Below are 17,490 nucleotides of genomic sequence, written 5' to 3' on the forward strand. Positions count from 1 at the left end.
TTGCAGGGCGTTGGTACTGCTGGACACAGTTTCCAAACCCTGCGGCCTCCCTTGGGAGGCTTTCTATGACACGCTCTCAAACCAGGTAAAATTCCACGTATCCGCCGATGCGTACGTTGTTGTTTGCTCGTCGCCTTCATCTGCCCCGACCTTCAGTTCCAAGAACACGGCCCATCGCGGGTGGTCAGCCAACGCACTCCCACCGCAAATAACCAAATCAATCCGGCCGTCAGAACCTGCATCTCCAATCTGAACTTCGTCTTCAATCTCAATGTGCTGTCCAGGGAGATTGAACTCATAGAAGTCCAGACACTCAAAAAAGCAGTTCAGGAGTGTATATCCGAAGCCGTGGGATTTCCGCGGATCCAAGAAGTACCGAAGCGTGTACTGGTACTTTCGTTCCCGCGGCCCGCGAAGCACCGAGTAGATGTCTTTCGGTCGTTGAACCCGACGGTCAAGCTCGATATACTCCTGCACAAATTCCTCTAAATCATTGCGGTCAAACTCAGGGAGATTCTCAGACATATGTGTGATGGGTTGCCAAGCGCTCTTCAAACTACTTGTGGCTTCAACTTTGACATAACCAGTTCACACACGTCTTTTAGGGGGTAGATAGCACTAACAGAAATTGGCTGCAAGACATAGAGGTTGAGCTTAGCAGCTCGGTAATTCTGGATAATGAGTTACCTCACCCCAGATTCCTATTTTAGGATACATTCAAGACATCCCCTGAGTAATTCAGAATCAGAGGATATTCGATGGTTGTCCTATCGACTGGGCCTCAACCAGATTTTAGCGGATACTACAAAGCGACAGGTACAATCGGGTCTATTCTTATTATTGCCGGCGTCACTACTATTGGCCGGACTTATGTTGTTATACCGTTCCCGCACTACGTGTTGACGGTCATTGGGATCCTGTTTGTGCTGCACGCTCTTCATGGACTTAGGAAAGACAAGAAACAGCAACGAAAGCAGAATCGGATGTCCCGCAGTATGCAAGACTACGAGAGAACTAGGGTAGACGATCCAGACATGCCGAATATCGCAGGTGAAGGTGAGAAGATCCCGGAATCTCCACCACAACAATCTGGGGGTAATCCATGAGTGTTGACAAAGATGTTCAAGAGGAGTTTGCACGCCAGATGCAGGAAGAATACCGTGAAGAAACCCTGCTTCCAGAGATATGTAACCGTCAGTTCTACAGCGAGACCGACAAGAATCTGGAATATGTTCAGATCGGGAAACGAACGCCCATCCCAGTAGAGGTTTTCAAGCAGGGTATACTCAAGCCGACGACCCATCCAATGGCCCGGAGTATCGTTACCGGAGAAGAGAATTTCGTATTGAATGATTTAGTCAATGCCGCAGAAGATGGGGTGATTGAGTCGGCAGAGATGGAAGAGTTATCGTACAGTATGATAGAAGAGGCAGTTGAGCGGGTTGACGATGCGGATACAGTGTTTATCCCGTACGCAGACTCGTACACGACAGAGGTGAATGACTGGCTGCGTGAGGGTCTATCTGTCTCTGGTGGCACCCAACTTCAAATCCAGGGGAACCGGCTGGATATTCGGCGCATTACCCCCAGCTTCGGCATTAAAGACGTTCTCGTAACGAATAGCGATGAAATTGATCTAGTTCAAAAGCGAGCAGAGGATACCTCGCTCCCGAAAGGCCTGGATGTTGATGATTCGATGCTCTATGTTAATGAGGGTAAGGACTTCATGGTGTACTTTGATCAAGAGACGGATCTAGGTGAGCCAGACGACGAGTATGATGAATTTCTAGATGTGGTTTTTAGGGTTGTAATCTCCCAGCCGATGCCAAGTTCGGACAGCGCTATCAGACTAGAAGCACCAGCAGAGATCACGTTATCTGGCGATGATGAGCAAGCGTGATTCGAATTCATTAAATTCGGCTTTTCGAGAATTTAAGATAGAACTTTAACAGAGCTGCCGTAGAAGGTCTCAACAAGACCGACTCAGTCGGTGGAATTCTGCACGAATACCGGATGGAAAGTCTCGGACAGCGTGATGAGTTCATCAACGATCGCGTCGACATACGAGCCGTACTCCGGATCTTGGACGGCGTCTTCGTGCCAGATCTTCGTATTGATGATGTTCTTCTTGCGATGTGGATACCACTCGTAGTCCGGGAGAGACTCCACGTGTTGCGAGGCGATTGTTTTGAGTCTCTCTCGTTCCGAGTCGGTCAACCCCTCATCGCTCGCAATCTGTAGTCGAACGGTCGATCGTCCACTCTCCCCCGTCTCACCGATATACACATCGTACTGGACGGCATCTGGGTGCTGCGGATGCGTCGATCGGAACCCCGCGCGTTTTTTCAAATCAACTGTCTGGACGAGGTTCGGAATTTCGGTTCTCGTCTGGAATTGGTCAGCGATGGATCGCAGCACATCAGACGCATCAGTTGTCGGGGATCGACCTCTCCGCATCCCTGACTCGAATACCGTTGAGAAAAACGCCGCACTATCATGAGTCGCATCTTCGAGATAGTCGAGTACGTCCTCGTAACGGATGATCGAATCGAATGCTGCTTCGTCTTCGTCCGACACGTAACTCTCTGGCGCTAACAGACAGACGGTAAAGGAGTCCCACGACCCGCGATCAACCCGATATTGTCCTCGATTAAAATACCGCTCAACCTGATCCGGTTGCTTACTCGCGTCGATCTTGTTTTCAATCAAGACCAAGTGCCGGTGGTCCGACCCCGATCGAAAACCGAACTCAACATCTGACTCCCCTTCACCGGCGTACGTCGCGTGCATAGCGCTCCCGAGATAACTACTGATGTCAAGATCCGGAACGGCCTGGCTCACAAGCCACTGCCTGAAATCCACCGAGGTCTCCAACAGCTGGACGATTATGAAATCGATTTCTTGTTCACCAGCACTCTCAATTGGTTCCCCGTTCTCGATGTCCATTCGTCAGCCCAGGAGCACCTCACAAATATTCGTTCTTACGCTCACTAAGTGGATATGAACCGATGACTGACAGGTGCCGTCAAGGAGCTCGCCGGATAGCTTGATACGGGTTGGCTAACAGAACGACGTATGAGTACCGCACTCGGCGTCGACTGGGCTGGCGGCACGTGGCTCTGCCTCGAACACCGCCCACACCAGACTGCACCCCACCCAGAGACATACGATACAATCAGAGACCTCTGGGACGCCTACGATGACGGCCACGACATTGACCGACTCTGTATCGACATCCCGATCGGGTTACCAACCGGCCCGAACGAACGCGCCGTCGACAAGGAATGCCGATCGCACCTGGACCGTACGTCAACGGTCTTCCGCGTCCCCGTTCGTCAAGCACTCGAAGCCGACACGCCTCAAGAAGTCAACCAAAAGAGCCGTGAGGCCACGCGAACCGATGATACCGACGGCGTCGGCGTCCAACCCCCCGCGTACGCCATCCGCAACCAGATCCTCGAAGTGAACGATTTCATCGAGCAGTGTACGCAGGATACTACCGACGTGATCTACGAAGTTCACCCAGAGCTGTGCTTCACCGCGTTCTCCAAATCGCCACCGCAGTATAGCAAGACGAAAGCCCACGGTGCCGCTGAACGCATCGAAGCCCTCGACACGGTCGCCGACGACGCAGCAGCAATCCTTGGCGAGACACTCACCGCAGTCAAAGACAATATCGACGAAACTGCCGGGATCGGGATCGATGACGTACTAGATGCCCTCGCAGCGATGTATACTGCAGCTGCACCCGAGAAGGAGTTCTGGTTACTCACCAGCGACGCCGACCATACTCCACCACAGCGAATGGCCTATCGTTCACCTTCAGAATTAGACTGACTCCAGAAGTAGCAATCAGTCACTTCCCATAATCTTCTGTATCTCAGCATCAGTGACGCTAATGTCATCTGGACCATCATCTCCGACCCGCCACTGGACGTACTTGTGCCAGAGACTCCCCGCGTCAGGAGCGTCTCGGTTTAGCTCCCGCCGCCGGTTATTGTAGTCACGATACTGTGCGACCAATTCGTCAGTAGACTTACTCGGGTCCTCTATCTCTAATTTTAGAAAATCCCGGACACCGTCGAACAGATACTTGTACTCATTAGCAGATTGGCGAAACTGGCTTTCTTGCTTCCCGGGTTTGACCGCACTGCGAATCCCGGTTAAGACGGCAATCGTGACTGCAAGCGCTATCATCACGTCCGTAGAAACGCCGTCCCAGATGAGTGCGTACGTGAGGATTCCGCCGATGACTGCCGTCATTACATCGATTGACACCCGACAGTAACGGTATCCGTTTGCGACCTTGAAATGCTGATTGTACGTATACCACAGACTGACGGCCAATTCCTGTGATCGCTCTTTGACCTGCTCGCGTTTAGGAGAACCGGCCTCGATGCTACTATTCACGTCATCAGTCATCGAGTTCCCCGTTTATGACCTCTTGATACAGCCGCTCTGCTTCCTCTGCGTTCCCTGATTGCTTGAGTCGCTTCGCACGCTGTAGCTTCTCTTTGGCCTGTTTTGCATCTGAAATCGCTGACTCGCGCTGCTCTCGTGACAGTTCATCGTCGATTTGCTGCCCGGTCGCAGGGTCGTGCGTGCCGCTGGAGAGCCGACGGGGTAACTGTTCAAAGAACCCATCCACCAACTCGTCAAATGGCTCGTCTGATTGAGGGCGTGTCCGAGCGTATTGGTACGCCATCACTTCCATATGGTATGACGATACCTGCTTACCGGTTCGCTCGTTGTACGCCTTGGCCAACCGGGCTAGCTTGGATACGTTCCCGTTCCGGTTGGAATCGACTGCTTCGAACTGCTGTTTATACTGTCGAGGATTGGTTCGCACCCACGAACGGCCGCCACTGTACGTATCCGGAATGACGTAATCATCCCCTTGCCGGAAGGCAGGAGCGACTTCGACAGTGAACTCGTCGAACTGAACCGCGACGACATTCCGATCGATAGAGATGTCGGCCGCGTCGTATCGCGGATCATTTTCGAGATGATGTTTGATATTTTGCAGACAGTTCCGAGGGCCATTCTCGTCAGTGAGCCACGTACCGTGTTCGTCACGATCCAGCACGTACATCACGTCCGTGTCTGAGTTCTCATCGAGCGGTCCGACAAGCGTCCCCCGAGTCAGCGAACCGAAGATGTGCTGTTCTTCGATCTCCAGCGATTCGTCAAGCGTTTCTCGTATCTCCGCCCGACGTTCAGCAACCTGTTCACCTTTCTGCTCGGACACAGCCGTTTCATCGGCCTCTTCCTCACAGACTTCCTCGGCAGCCTGCTCGGCCTGACTCCGCTCAGAGGGGAGTTGGGTTTGTTCACCATCACCATCTCCAGCAGCACCACCGCCAGGGCCATCACCCTCGCTGCTTCCGGAGCGATCAGGTGATGTGATCCTAGTCCCCACGGACAGTCACCCCCGGTGAACCGTAGTCGCTGAGACGGGTTTGCCCACCGTCAAGGATAGTCTCTATTTGCCGCTTCCACGTGCCGTAGTGACGTTGTATCTGTTGCATACTGAGTGCGTCGTTCCGAAGGTTTGACTGGCCGATCCACCGCTTGCCTGCCGCAGCAAACACTTCGGCAGGCATTCGACCGAGATAGGAGCCAGACTGGAGCCCCACGAGCATCAGTCCACGCGGAGATCCTTCCTTGGCGATGGAATGTACGTCTTGAACCAACGTCTCCCCACGATTTCCGTACAGGAAATACTGGGCGCAATAGTAGGCCCACCGATCAAGTCCAAGCTCCCGAAATTTCTGGTAGCATCGACGACGTTCCGCCTCTGTCACGCCCTTCACCAAGGGGACAATCGCTACGGGAGCATCTTCGAGGCGGCCAGTGACATCAGCAAGATCCTTCAGATACCGCCGAATCGTATCACCGCGCTCGGCCGGACTATCGCCTGCGTAAACCGGTCGATCGCACGGGAGATAAATATCTGGCTGGAAGTCACGTACAAGGCTGACTTCCCGATCCGGATACCACCAATCCAACTTCTCATCGTGGATCGTTGTCGTCACAGCAACGAGTACATCCGGAAACGCTGATGCAGCTGTGACATCTCGCTCAACGAATCTCCTCGCTGCTTCAACACTAATCATCACTACTGACAGATGTGGATTCGCCCGTACGAACTCCTGATGAACCGTAGATCGCTCTAACCGAGGGATCACCACCCCCGGATTATCCGGAAGGGGAGTCCCCGCGGTGAATCCTGTCGATTCGACCGTCGCTCGCTGTTCGCGTCTCATCTCGCGTTGCTTGAAACCTCTAATGTACTGACCGCGGCTTCCTCACCCAGCCGAAATTTTAACACACCGGCAGTAGAACAGGAGCGTGCAGCCTTACTGCCGATCGCATTCCGACCGGGGCTCACGCCCGTCCGCCCCAACGGACGGGCATTACGTACCTCGGTACCATTCCTGTGGACGTATCACATCGTTACCTACTGTTGGCCATTGACATGGATAAATGTCACGTGAGAATTCAATCACACAGGCGTCATACGTGGTCATCTGAGCTAGTTAGGCCCAGTATTAGCGGATCTCATTTGCCAAGCTCCCTACTCTGAGCAAAACTTTTCTATCATCATACCCGATTGGTAAGAAATGAGCGAGAACGTTCACGTCATCCCAGTCGGTTTCGATTTCGAACGTCTCATTCAACCGATTTCACAAGGAACATTCCAAGAAACCGACCGTGTGCTTCTCATCCACTCAACTAGTGATCCAGAGAACAATCGACGGGCTGAACTTGCGAATACGATGGTCGAAGAGCTCAACGACGCTTTTGATAGGATCCTTGGAATCGAGGTGAATCACGTCACGGTGGACGATATTTACGATTACGAGGGTCTGTACGTCTTCGCTTACGAGATAATCGCCAACGAAATCGAAGACGGACAAACTGTCTATCTCAATATCTCATCAATGCCCAGAACGGTCGCCTTTGCTTTTGCCACCGCTGGAGCAGCACATATCATCGAAGATCCGGCACAACGGAGCCGCATCCACACCTACTACGTCTCCCCTGAGAAGTACATGGTAATCGATATGATCGAGGAATTAGAGACAGAGATCGCATTCCTTGATGACCGGTTAGAAGAGACGGATGACGCGGAACTTCGTGAACGAAAAGATCAGATGGCTGATTTAGTGAGTAACGTGATGAACCGTGGCGTCACTCGTGGGACGAAACAATTGAACGGCGACCAGCATGTCGAGTTTCCACCGCCGCCAATGGCCAATCTCAACGATACTGAGAAAGAAATCCTTTCTTTTCTAGCCCGTGAGGGCCCCGCTGGCTCCATTTCCAGTGTTGGCCGCGGTCTCGCAGAAAGCAAAGGCGAAGAATTCGATGACGCCTTCCGAAGTCGCGTACAGTACAACGTTGAAGAACTCATCGAGAAGGGATATATTCACCGTGAGGAAGCAGGCAATAGCCACAAAGTGAGCCTTTCAAAAATGGGTAGTCTGTGGGTTCGAACCCACTGATATGGCTTGACTTCAATTATCCTTCTGTATGCTGATCAAATCGTATGCCGCGTTTCTGTGATTTCCTTCGTCGATATTGTGAGTTCAGTCACGAAGGCATCTCGGTCACGATACGGTTCACTGATTCGCAATGCTGGCCCAGTGTAGAACACCGGTGTTCCGTCCTCTGTCTCGAATGAGTACCCGGTATCGAAGTCATCGTCTTTCGGCCGATGCTCATCCCCGACCAGTACGCAATCGAACGAGACTCCGGACTGGGTGAGCAACTGGTCCAGATCAATATCAGCAGTTGATCGATCTCGGTACGGCGTGACGCCTTCATGCAGACAGAGAACGTTCGGCCCGGGTGACGACGCTCCGAACTCCATATCTGATGGTTCCCAGCCCAGTGGCTTGAACTTCGAAACGTCGTCGATCCCCGTATTTCCCGCTGGAATCCCATACGCGTCAAGCGGCCCGCCAGCAACCGGCGTTGGACTCGTCGAGAGTTCCACGAGAGTGCCCTTTCTAACCTGCTGTTGTAACCACGCGATCCCATTCTCCGAATTCGTGTGTTGAGGTGCGTATGAATCTCGGTCGTGTGAGCCAATGATACAGTAGACCGGGATTCCTACCTTGGATAATAGCTCCAACCTCGCCGCAGCGCTGTCGAGAGTTTCCTGGTCAACCTCGTGATCGACAATATCGCCCGTATGAATAACCGCATCAACATCCTGCTCAATCGCAATCGTTACGATTCGTGCGAACGCCTCGGTACTCGACACCTCATTGATCCACGACACCATCTTGCCGCGCCCCGTAACAGCCCGATTCTCATACCCAAGGTGCGTATCACTCACAAACAGCACCGTTACCGCATCGCCCCCTGATCCCTGTCCTGTATTCTCCCGAGCACGGCGAACACGAGCCGGATCAAGCAACACATCGACACCATCACCCGGCCGATCTGCCGCCGGCTCAGCCGGAAACTCCGCCAATAATGAAATCGCTCGATCGACTTCGTTCGTCGAGACGTATACCGGGAGCACCTCTCCAGACTCCGGTGCAACCGGGATCACCGCACCGGATGGAACATACTGTCGATCTTGTGGCCGTGGCTCCGCCACCGTGATGGCTGAAAATTCCGTAATTCGTGACCCGTCACCATATCGGCGGACGTACTCTTTCCGCTTCTTATGATTCCGCTTATTCTGCTGTTCACCATAACACGACGCTTCCTCAGCCAACAGTTCTCCACCGTACAACACCGATTTTACTGCCCGCTTCCACTCCAAATCCGTCTCCTCAGGCAGCGAGCTATAGAGAACCGAAAAACCGTCATACAACTCCACCAACTCGTTCCCAGCACCCATCGTACTCGCTAACTCCCTACCGTACGGTGATATTTGTTCCGTACCGAGCCAGATACTATTCAGTGCTCGAAGAGTCGATGCGCTGGTTCTAAGCCATCCCGACTTGAGGATGTACATATGCCTTCACACGATCTCGTCGAGGTATTTACCTCAACACGGCAGAATCTCCGCGAGGCGGGACTGGAAGATGACTTCTTTCTAGATCTCATTGGGTCCCGGTTATTGATCGAACGCGTTGGTGAATCGAATAATCAAGCATGGTGGGACTCACGTGTCCTCTCAGAAACTGGCCGAGCAAGACTGGAAGAAGTGACTCCTAAAACCCGGTTGCAGTCTCAGGTCAACCTTGCAATGAAGGTCGGGCGGAAAGCAGAATCGGATGTACTCCCTGCCGATTCCATCTCGCTGTTTTCGTTCGGTCCAAAGCTCGAAGCACAACTCGGAGCTGCCATCGAAGATCTCAACGCACCCGATGAACCATTATTGACTGACCTTGAGGATCTCTCTGTCCAGTCTCTAGAGACCGATTGGGCGGACCCGATTATTGAACAGATGGCATCGAATATCTCCGTCGCTTCCATTTCACTCCCCGATCCGGGGAGTGAGTCATATCGTATCAGCGAAGATGGATTCGACCAGTCCGAGATTGAGGCAGAGAAATGGCGACTGCTGGCCACTCTGTTGCGTGGCTACGGCCAAAATACGGAACGGCTACACGTCCCGTATTATCCACTCAACTCGGAACTTAAATCGGAAAGCGCGTGAGGACTCCATATGAGCAACGAGCACCTGGAGCCTGAAGACGAAGACAACGACGATCAAGCCACGAGTCTTGACCCAAAAATCGCCCATCACAGTACCTACATCGACGAGACCAAGCGAATCCTTCAGGCGTATACCGAATCAGAATCGTACGATGAACTGGAGCGGATGGTGGTCGAAGACAACATCCTGAACAAAAACACGGACGAGTACCGAACGAACATTCTCCGCGAGGTAACCCGGAGACACATCCCGAGTAAAGAAGACTACACCGAGACCCCGCTAATGCGGGTACTTTCAGCTGACGTTCGGAGTGATGTAGCCGATTGGTGTCTCTACTACGAGTTCGCCCAAGACCCATTCATCCGCCTCATCACGATCGAATTCCTCTATCCCGAGTTTCAGCGCGGCACTCTCTCTATCCAGGCCGAAGACATCGTCACGTTCATCAAATCCATCAAGGACGACTATGCTGACCTTCGTGACCGGTCCGACTCGACGATCAATGAGGCAGCAACGAAGTATCTCACTTCACTCAGAAACTTCGGCCTGTTAGAAGGTAGACAGCGAAAGGAATTCGCAGTCACCTACATCCCTGACGAAACGATCGCGTACGTCGTGTATCGTCTCTTCGACGAAGAGGCTGCATCCGCATCGGACGTGATAGAACACGATGACTGGAAACTATTCTTGATGGATGAATCCGAAGTCCAGCGCCGAATCCGCGATATTTCGCCACAGTACATTAACTATGAGAAACGCGGATCGACAGAACGATTGAGAATGAAACACGAGACAGTAGACAAGTTGATCGATGCTTTCTGACTTTCAGACACGACTCGAAGAAGTCGAACGGCTCGTTCGAGAGGATAGAGAGGAAGTCGGAAAGCGAGCGGGAGTTCCATTCATCGTGTTCACGTACGACCCCGCCGACGAAATCGAAGTCGATGAGGAAGTTCGGAGTCTCATCGAGAAACTGGAGTACCACGACCAAACGGTTGCCGGGATCGATATGCGTGACCTCGTCTTCAGCGTGCTAGAGGAGCGAGGCATCCTCGACAACGTAATCGACCTCGAACGCCGAGATCGTGAACAGTTGCTCAGCGGATTGAAATCCTCACTACTCGACGACGGTGAAATGGGACAACTCGCATCGGCTATCGCCACGCAGGCCGAAGACGCAGACACCGTTATCGTGTATCGAATGGGTATCCTGTATCCGTTCGCTAGTGCCTCTACTCTGATGGGGCAGTTGGAAACGAACACACCAGATGAGACCCCTATCGTGTTTTGCTATCCTGCGACCGTTGATGACAAGAGTTTAAGATTCCTCGACGAATCTGAGGGAACATATTACCGCGCGAAGGTGATCGGACATGAGTGACACTACTTCTACCTACCAAATCAACGAGATCTTCTACCGGCCGATCAATCGGAAGATCGACCGGGTCGTCAAAGTCGATAACGATGACCCGAGCGTCGTCAAGAAAGAACTCGAAGAGTACATCCTCACACCGCAACTCGAACGGCACTTCTCGGACGCCCTAGAGGCCGTCATCGACACGGAACACGCCCAAACAGAGGACGTAGGAATGTGGGTTTCCGGGTTCTTCGGATCCGGGAAAAGCCACTTCATGAAGATCCTCGGTCACGTCCTGGAAAACCGGGAGTTCGGGGATACGTATGCAGCGGAGATGTTCCGCGATCGGATCGAGGGCAACGAGATGCTCGACGGAGCCGTCTCGTCGGTCACGAACAAATTCGATTCCGAGGTGTTGATGTTCCAGATCGGCGCGAAGGCCGATGCATCTGGAAGTGAATCCATCACCGAGATCATTCACCGTGAATTCAACACGTCCCGCGGGTACGCTTCTATGCCCTGGGTCGCCCAGATGGAACAGGAACTCGAATCACGAGGCGTGTACGACGACTTCGTCGCTACCATCGAGTCAAACACCGGGAAAGACTGGACAGAGGCCCGGAAGGATGCGATGTTCGTGCGATCCGATATGGAGACTGCACTGGTAGAGGCGACAGACGAGTTCGACGACGAAGACGACGCAGCCCGTGCGATCGACGATGTTCAGGACAACGTTCTGATCAACGCTTCGACCCTCGCGGAAGACATCGTCGAATACGTCGAACAGCAGGAACGCGAAACAGGGAACAACTCCCGATACTTCGTCTTCATCGACGAGATCTCCCAGTTCATCGGAGATGACGGACAGCTCCTCTTAGAACTCCAGAGTATCGTCGAGGAGTTCGGCCAGAAAGGCAAGGGGAAGGTGTACCTCGGAGTCACATCCCAAGAACAGCTCCAGCAGCTCATCCCCGGGGTCCTCGAAAAAGAAGCCGAGGAATCGAAAGTCATCGATCGATTCCCACACCGGTTCGATCTCACATCCGAAAACCTCGACAAGGTCGTCCGTGACCGTGTTCTCAGCAAGAAAGGCGACGCCAGAGAAGCCATCGGCAACCTGTACGATCAGCACGAAGGCATCCTTTCCGCCAGGTACAAGCTCGATTCCGGTCAGAGTCTGAAGCCAATCACGAGAGAGAATTTCATCGACTGCTACCCATTCCTTCCGTACCAGCTCGACATTCTCCCGGAGATGTTCAAGGCGCTGGGCAAAGGCTCGGATGACCAACTCGCGGGTAGCGAGCGAACACTCATCGATGTCACACAGAGCGTGCTGAAAGACGAGGCCCATCTCTACGACGACGAACTCGGGGCGCTCGTCACGCTCGATATGATATTCGACGAGATCAGCAACGACATCCCGAGCAACGATGTCAAATCCATCCGGGAAGCCACACCCAAGAACGCCGACCCAGAAATCGCCAGCCGCGTTCTCAAGTCACTCTACCTACTCCAACAACTCCCCTGGATCCCGAACACTGCCGACAACATTGCAACCTCACTCCAGACTGAGCTCGGCCCCACGAAGCAGTTAGAAAACGACGTACAAGACACGCTTGATGCACTCGTCGAAGCCGGGCTCGTCGGGCGAAGCGAAGAGGGCTACCGGTTCCTTCGAGAGACCGAGCGCGAACTCGAAAACGAAATCAAAAGCATCGAGGTCGGCCCCGGCGACATCCGTCGCTCCTCGAAGCGCTTCCTGAACGAGATCCTCGACGAGACATCACGCGTCAATTACCAAGGGAAAACGTTCCAGTTGAATCTGAGTATTGACGGAGAAACCATCACGTCGAACGGACACGTCGATCTCAAAACCTACTCACCGATCCACCAGCGGTACGAAGATCTCGACCCGGATGGGCTGAAGACACAGAGCTTCAGTGAAGATGATACGCTGTACTGGATTGCCGACGACGAGAAGCAACACAGCATCTACGAGAAGCTGAAATCGATCTACCAGATCAACACCGTCGTCAAGTCAAAACGGGGGAACGAACTCAGCCAAGAGGAGCAGGAAGCCCTTGGGCAGAAACAGGAAGATCTCCAGCGTCTCCGTAACGAAGTCGAACGCGAGTTCAAACGGAGCTTCCAGCGCGGCACACTCATCTACAACGGTGACACCGAGGAATTCGACACGACAAGCACCTCACTTAGTTCGCTCGTGTCGCGGAAGACGGACAACGCCATTCCCAAAGTCTTCTCCAGTTTCAAACACGGGTCAGCCACGGTCAAAGAACGTCACATCGAGCAGATATTCGGAGATCTCCAAGGCTCGTCGAACCCATCTGTATTCTCGGACCTCGGCGTCGTCCAAGACGGCGATCTCATCGCAGAGGCCCGCATCGCTTCCGAAGTCGAAGACGAAATCCAGCGACGCGAGAAAGCCGGAGAGTCCCGCTCTGGAAGCGATCTGGTCGACCACTTCGCTGAACCACCGTACGGGTGGAGCCGGGAAGTCGTTCGCCTGGCCGCTGCCGTGCTCTTTAGAAACGGATCCGTCATTCCGACACACAAGGAGCGAACGTACGAGACGTATTCCGAGGACGGCGCACAAGAGCTGTTCACGCAGGTAACGAAATTCAAGTCCACGTCGTTCGATGAGCGGGAGACTGTCGATGTCGAAACGCGTACGGATGCGAAGCAGCTCCTTGACCGGCTCTTCGACCGGAAGGTCAAATCGACCGACCAGGCCGTCGACGAGGGGATCAGAGAGGCAGCCAACGAGTGGGTTTCAACCACGAGCACACTCCTCTCGCAACTCCAGCGGGTCGACTTCCCGCTGGCAGACGACGTAGAGCAATTCCAGACGCGATTAAACAACCTGCTGCAACAGCCCACGTCGGCCAAGCGCATCAAACAGTTCGTCGACTTCGAAGACGAACTCGAAGGCCTCACGAAAACCGCGAAGGATGTGGCCGAATTCTGCGGTGAGACTGGCGGCCAGAACCGGTTAGAGACCTACGAAACCATCCAGCGGTTCATCACGACCGAGTGGGAGTCCCTCGTCGACGAGGCCGATGACCACGCTGGGCTCGTCGACATCAGCGATGAAGCGCGTGAGGCGGCCCGCCGCGTTGCTGATACGTTAGACACGGAAGGTGTCATCAGCCAGTGGAACAATGTCAAGACTGACTACCGAACTGCCGCCGAAGCCTTCACGACCACGTACGAATCCCTGTACGAGAAACGCCACGAGACGTACACCGAGTCCATCGAAACCGTCCGGGCATACGCTGGGTCGGACATCGAAGAAACCGATCTCGACGCCGCTCTATCCGATCTGACGGAACGGCAGGGTGATGGATCAGTCGATCTGAATATCTCTAACGAGGAGCACATCAATCCGATGCCGTCACTCCCACGACTTATTGAGCATATCCAAACCGTCGATGCGTACGAGGACGCTGCGAAAACCGAGATCGACGACTTAGAAGACGATGAAGAAGACGGGACGGTTCGAGAGAGTGTGGATATTGACTCCATCTTCGGAACTGTCGTCGTCACCGATCCGGACGACATCGACCAACCAATCTCCGAGCTCCGGGCAGAAGTCAAGGAACTCCTCGATCAAGACAGTGATGTAGAAATCCGATTCCGGTAGCTAACACACCGGTATTCGAGGTTTCAGACAGAGTTCGGATCCCAGTTGGAACCTCTGAAATCGACACTCCCACAATTATAAGAGACGCCGACTGCTTGTCGGTGGTATGTCACCGCGGGTGGGAATCACGACACGGCACGCCTTCACCCCACCCGTTTCACAGCGGCGTGTCATCCTCTAATATCCATGTCCACAACCCACAGTCAACCCGGTCTCTCGTCGGACCAGCGCTCAACTATCCGAAGCACGATCCTCAGCGCGCGCCACGCACTTGAAGACGAACTTCGCCGCCAACTCGAAAAGTACGGTATCTACGAGGACAAGCGACTCCCGCTGGAGAACTTGACGCACCTCTCCGTCGACGAAATTCATACTCGGCGAACACTGGATGCCGCTATCGAACGTGAACTCGAATCCACAGAAGGCGATCTGGAACGCTCGATTACCAATTACGTCCGCGAAGCTACGAAAACCTACCTCAATCGGTTCGTCGCACTGAAAACTATTGAAGTTCGCGGCCTCGTTGAGGAAACCATCACCGAGCGTCCGGAATACGGCAATCGGTCATATATACACCACACCGTGGCCGAAGTCGCTGGCGAGCTAACTAACGCGGCCGATGACGGTTTCGGTGCAGCCCTCAACCTCGCGTATCAGGAAATTGGCGCGGAAATTCGGATGATATTCGAGGAATCGGAACACACCGCTATCGAACTTGACACGCAGGTTCAAGAGGAAGTTCTCGACGGACTGGATGCAATCGACGACGAAGCTTGGGAGAGTGATGAAGCTCTCGGTTGGGTGTATCAGTATTTCGGGGAGAAAGAGCGCGAAGTACTTGATGACCGCATTAAAAACGAGAATTACAAAGTAGCTGGAACAGATATAGCTACGAAGACCCAGCTCTTTACTCCACGATATATTGTCGAGTGGATGGTTGATAATTCGCTTGGTAGGACGTGGCTGGAGATGTATGGTCAGACCACTCGCATCGACAATAAAGAGAATTGTTTCTATCTCGCCCCGCTGGAACAATCACTAGTTGAACGAGAAAAAAAGGCAGTTGAGGACATAACAGTCTTAGATCCTGCTTGTGGTAGCGGACATATGCTTTTCTATGCATTTGATGTGCTATATCAGATGTATTTGGAAGAAGGAGAAGTCCCTGAGAAGTATATACCGCGTGAAATTCTTCGGAATAACCTCTTTGGAATAGATATTGATTCTGGGGCAGCGCAGATTGCAGCACTATCGCTATATTTAAAGGCTAAAGAAAAATCCCCAGAGGTATCGATTCCTCGTATAAATATTGCATCTGCTGATGCTGTCTTGATAAATGGAGATAGAAAAAAGAATATTTTAGAAAATGCCAAGTCTGAGGTTGAAAAGCAAATATTGGAGAATATATGGGATCGATTAGATAATCTCAGAGAGTTCGGGAGTCTAATTCGTATTGAAGAGCTAATTGATGAAACTCTCGAAGAACATCGTGACTCTCTGGAAAAGTCCGGTCAGGCAAAATTCACTGATCAAGGATCGTTTTCTACCCAGACTAAATTTGTATCCGCTGAAGGTGAAGAAGAAGTGTGGGGTGATGTAAAAGATCGACTTCTTCAGAATGTTACTGAACTTGCAACGGATGCACTTGAAAAAGATGATCCTATAGAGAGTATGTTTGCTGATGAAGTCCAAAAAACTGTAAGGATAACAGATATGTTGGTCCATAATTATGATATTGTTGTATCAAATCCGCCATATTTGGGAAGTAGGAAAATGAATGATTCATTAAAATCATTCCTTAAATCTGAATATACGACTAACAAAGACATCTACGCCGCATTTATTGAACGGAATTCTGAACTAGTCGATGAAAATGGATATATGTCGATGGTGACTATGGAGACATTTATGTTTCAGTATAATTTCAGGAAGCTACGGCCAAAACTACTTGAAGATCTTCAATTTGTCGACGCTGTACATCTTGAGCATCGGGATGAGGGATATATGAATATCTGTTATAGTATGAGGAAACGAGACGAAACTACTCATGCATCCAGATTCAAGAGGTTGGTACACTCTACTGATAAAGTAGGGCGGTTGACATCCATAACGGAGAGTCTAAGGAACGATCAAAAACCCTCTGCTGTGTATGATATTGATCAAGATGCATTTTTAGAAATAGATCGAACGCCTTTCGTATATTGGTTTGGAGAAAGTATACTTTCCTTGTTCGGGGAATTGTCACAGGTCGAGGATATATCGACTATCTATGAGGGTCTTAGCACTGGTGACGATGATATTTTTATTCGGAGCTGGTGGGAAGTGGATGAGTCAGATATTGGGGATAAATATCGACCGGTTGCGATGGGTGGTGAAAAGAAACCATATTATGATTCTACAGAAAAGGTTGTTCTCTGGGAAAACGAAGGAGAAGATCTTCGGGGATTTGGGGGTAGCTACCTGAGGAACGAAAATCAGTACGGCAAACCAGGTCTAAATTATAAGAAATTCGGTAATGTCTTCCTAGCTCGCCTTCATCCAGAAGGTTGGTTTTTTACACCAACTTCGAGGCTGATACTCCCAATTGAAGGAATTGACCGTATAGCTTTGCTTGGGTATCTGAATTCATCTGTGGTCAGATATATAATGAATGGATTAAATCCAGGCGTTCATTTCAATATTAATGCTGTTAACAACGTTCCCGTACAAGATAATTTGGGAGACGAAATTCATAACCTTTCGAAGTCTGGAGTAGATGCAGTTCAAGCACTTGGTCGTGTCGCAAAGCGGTCTAGAGTTTGCCTCTGGTGCTCTCAATTGAGAGGTCACAGTTCATTGCTGTTTTGG

Annotated in this window: 14 protein-coding genes; 8 read left to right on the forward strand and 6 right to left on the reverse strand. The window is 52.0% G+C overall.

All coding sequences use genetic code 11. The annotated features are described in order from the left end of the window. Positions 1-63: 63 nt before the first annotated feature. Positions 64-525, reverse strand: a complete 462-nt coding sequence (locus KM295_RS15355; protein WP_256030913.1) for a PDDEXK-like family protein — start codon at positions 523-525, stop codon at positions 64-66. A gap of 577 nt (positions 526-1,102) precedes the next feature. Here KM295_RS15355 and KM295_RS15360 point away from each other — a divergent pair. Then, positions 1,103-1,900: a hypothetical protein gene (locus tag KM295_RS15360; protein ID WP_256030918.1), complete on the forward strand. Its 798-nt coding sequence runs from the start codon at positions 1,103-1,105 to the stop codon at positions 1,898-1,900. Positions 1,901-1,983: 83 nt separating this feature from the next. On the opposite strand, the gene KM295_RS15365 is transcribed toward KM295_RS15360, so the two are convergent. Continuing rightward, positions 1,984-2,946 carry a PD-(D/E)XK nuclease family protein gene (locus tag KM295_RS15365; protein WP_256030920.1) on the reverse strand — a complete coding sequence of 321 codons (963 nt, stop codon included), beginning with the start codon at positions 2,944-2,946 and terminating at the stop codon, positions 1,984-1,986. 129 nt (positions 2,947-3,075) lie between these two features. Here KM295_RS15365 and KM295_RS15370 point away from each other — a divergent pair, with 129 nt between their 5' ends. Continuing rightward, positions 3,076-3,837: a DUF429 domain-containing protein gene (locus KM295_RS15370; protein ID WP_256030923.1), complete on the forward strand. Its 762-nt coding sequence runs from the start codon at positions 3,076-3,078 to the stop codon at positions 3,835-3,837. 15 nt (positions 3,838-3,852) lie between these two features. Here the strand turns inward: KM295_RS15370 and KM295_RS15375 are convergent, their stop codons facing one another. The 3 genes from KM295_RS15375 to KM295_RS15385 are packed head-to-tail and all read right to left on the reverse strand — an operon-like array spanning position 3,853 to position 6,266. Beyond that, the gene (locus tag KM295_RS15375; protein WP_256030926.1) at positions 3,853-4,422 is read right to left on the reverse strand and encodes a hypothetical protein; all 570 of its coding nucleotides are present in this window, start codon (positions 4,420-4,422) and stop codon (positions 3,853-3,855) included. Further along, complete coding sequence (locus KM295_RS15380; RefSeq protein ID WP_256030929.1) at positions 4,415-5,419, reverse strand: CBASS oligonucleotide cyclase; 1,005 nt, start codon at positions 5,417-5,419, stop codon at positions 4,415-4,417. The genes KM295_RS15375 and KM295_RS15380 overlap by 8 nt, the downstream gene beginning before the upstream one ends. Next, the gene (locus KM295_RS15385; RefSeq protein WP_256030932.1) at positions 5,409-6,266 is read right to left on the reverse strand and encodes a hypothetical protein; all 858 of its coding nucleotides are present in this window, start codon (positions 6,264-6,266) and stop codon (positions 5,409-5,411) included. Before KM295_RS15385 ends, KM295_RS15380 begins: the two co-directional genes overlap by 11 nt. A gap of 357 nt (positions 6,267-6,623) precedes the next feature. On the opposite strand from KM295_RS15385, the gene KM295_RS15390 reads away from it, so the two are divergent. Beyond that, positions 6,624-7,508, forward strand: a complete 885-nt coding sequence (locus KM295_RS15390) for an HFX_2341 family transcriptional regulator domain-containing protein (protein WP_256030937.1) — start codon at positions 6,624-6,626, stop codon at positions 7,506-7,508. 35 nt (positions 7,509-7,543) lie between these two features. Here the strand turns inward: KM295_RS15390 and KM295_RS15395 are convergent, their stop codons facing one another. Next, a complete protein-coding gene (locus KM295_RS15395; protein WP_256030940.1) occupies positions 7,544-8,860 on the reverse strand; it encodes a metallophosphoesterase family protein in 1,317 nt (438 codons plus the stop codon). 117 nt (positions 8,861-8,977) lie between these two features. On the opposite strand from KM295_RS15395, the gene KM295_RS15400 reads away from it, so the two are divergent. The 5 genes from KM295_RS15400 to pglX all read left to right on the forward strand — a co-directional run. Further along, positions 8,978-9,625 (forward strand): BrxE family protein, encoded by a 648-nt coding sequence (locus KM295_RS15400; protein ID WP_256030943.1) that lies wholly within the window; start codon positions 8,978-8,980, stop codon positions 9,623-9,625. Between the two features lie 9 nt (positions 9,626-9,634). Next, entirely contained in the window at positions 9,635-10,447 is an 813-nt protein-coding gene (locus KM295_RS15405) for a BrxA family protein (protein WP_256030945.1), read from the forward strand. A gap of 85 nt (positions 10,448-10,532) precedes the next feature. After that, positions 10,533-11,006 carry a BREX protein BrxB domain-containing protein gene (locus KM295_RS15410; protein WP_256030946.1) on the forward strand — a complete coding sequence of 158 codons (474 nt, stop codon included), beginning with the start codon at positions 10,533-10,535 and terminating at the stop codon, positions 11,004-11,006. Continuing rightward, the gene (gene brxC, locus KM295_RS15415; RefSeq protein ID WP_256030949.1) at positions 10,999-14,643 is read left to right on the forward strand and encodes a BREX system P-loop protein BrxC; all 3,645 of its coding nucleotides are present in this window, start codon (positions 10,999-11,001) and stop codon (positions 14,641-14,643) included. The genes KM295_RS15410 and brxC overlap by 8 nt, the downstream gene beginning before the upstream one ends. Positions 14,644-14,829: 186 nt before the next feature. Further along, positions 14,830-17,490 (forward strand): BREX-1 system adenine-specific DNA-methyltransferase PglX (gene pglX / locus KM295_RS15420; RefSeq protein ID WP_256030951.1); only part of this gene is annotated, 2,661 nt, incomplete at its 3' end.

Source organism: Natronomonas aquatica (genome assembly GCF_024449025.1).
GTDB classification, from domain to species: Archaea; Halobacteriota; Halobacteria; order Halobacteriales; family Haloarculaceae; genus Natronomonas; species Natronomonas aquatica.

Excerpts from the sequence above, each read along its gene's own strand:
- KM295_RS15395 (WP_256030940.1), bottom strand. The coding sequence starts at position 8,860 with ATGGGTGCTGGGAACGAGTTGGTGGAGTTGTATGACGGTTTTTCGGTT.
- brxC (WP_256030949.1), top strand. The coding sequence starts at position 10,999 with ATGAGTGACACTACTTCTACCTACCAAATCAACGAGATCTTCTACCGG.
- KM295_RS15390 (WP_256030937.1), top strand. The coding sequence starts at position 6,624 with ATGAGCGAGAACGTTCACGTCATCCCAGTCGGTTTCGATTTCGAACGT.
- KM295_RS15355 (WP_256030913.1), bottom strand. The coding sequence starts at position 525 with ATGTCTGAGAATCTCCCTGAGTTTGACCGCAATGATTTAGAGGAATTT.
- KM295_RS15400 (WP_256030943.1), top strand. The coding sequence starts at position 8,978 with ATGCCTTCACACGATCTCGTCGAGGTATTTACCTCAACACGGCAGAAT.
- KM295_RS15365 (WP_256030920.1), bottom strand. The coding sequence starts at position 2,946 with ATGGACATCGAGAACGGGGAACCAATTGAGAGTGCTGGTGAACAAGAA.
- KM295_RS15405 (WP_256030945.1), top strand. The coding sequence starts at position 9,635 with ATGAGCAACGAGCACCTGGAGCCTGAAGACGAAGACAACGACGATCAA.
- KM295_RS15360 (WP_256030918.1), top strand. The coding sequence starts at position 1,103 with ATGAGTGTTGACAAAGATGTTCAAGAGGAGTTTGCACGCCAGATGCAG.
- KM295_RS15375 (WP_256030926.1), bottom strand. The coding sequence starts at position 4,422 with ATGACTGATGACGTGAATAGTAGCATCGAGGCCGGTTCTCCTAAACGC.
- KM295_RS15385 (WP_256030932.1), bottom strand. The coding sequence starts at position 6,266 with ATGAGACGCGAACAGCGAGCGACGGTCGAATCGACAGGATTCACCGCG.
- KM295_RS15370 (WP_256030923.1), top strand. The coding sequence starts at position 3,076 with ATGAGTACCGCACTCGGCGTCGACTGGGCTGGCGGCACGTGGCTCTGC.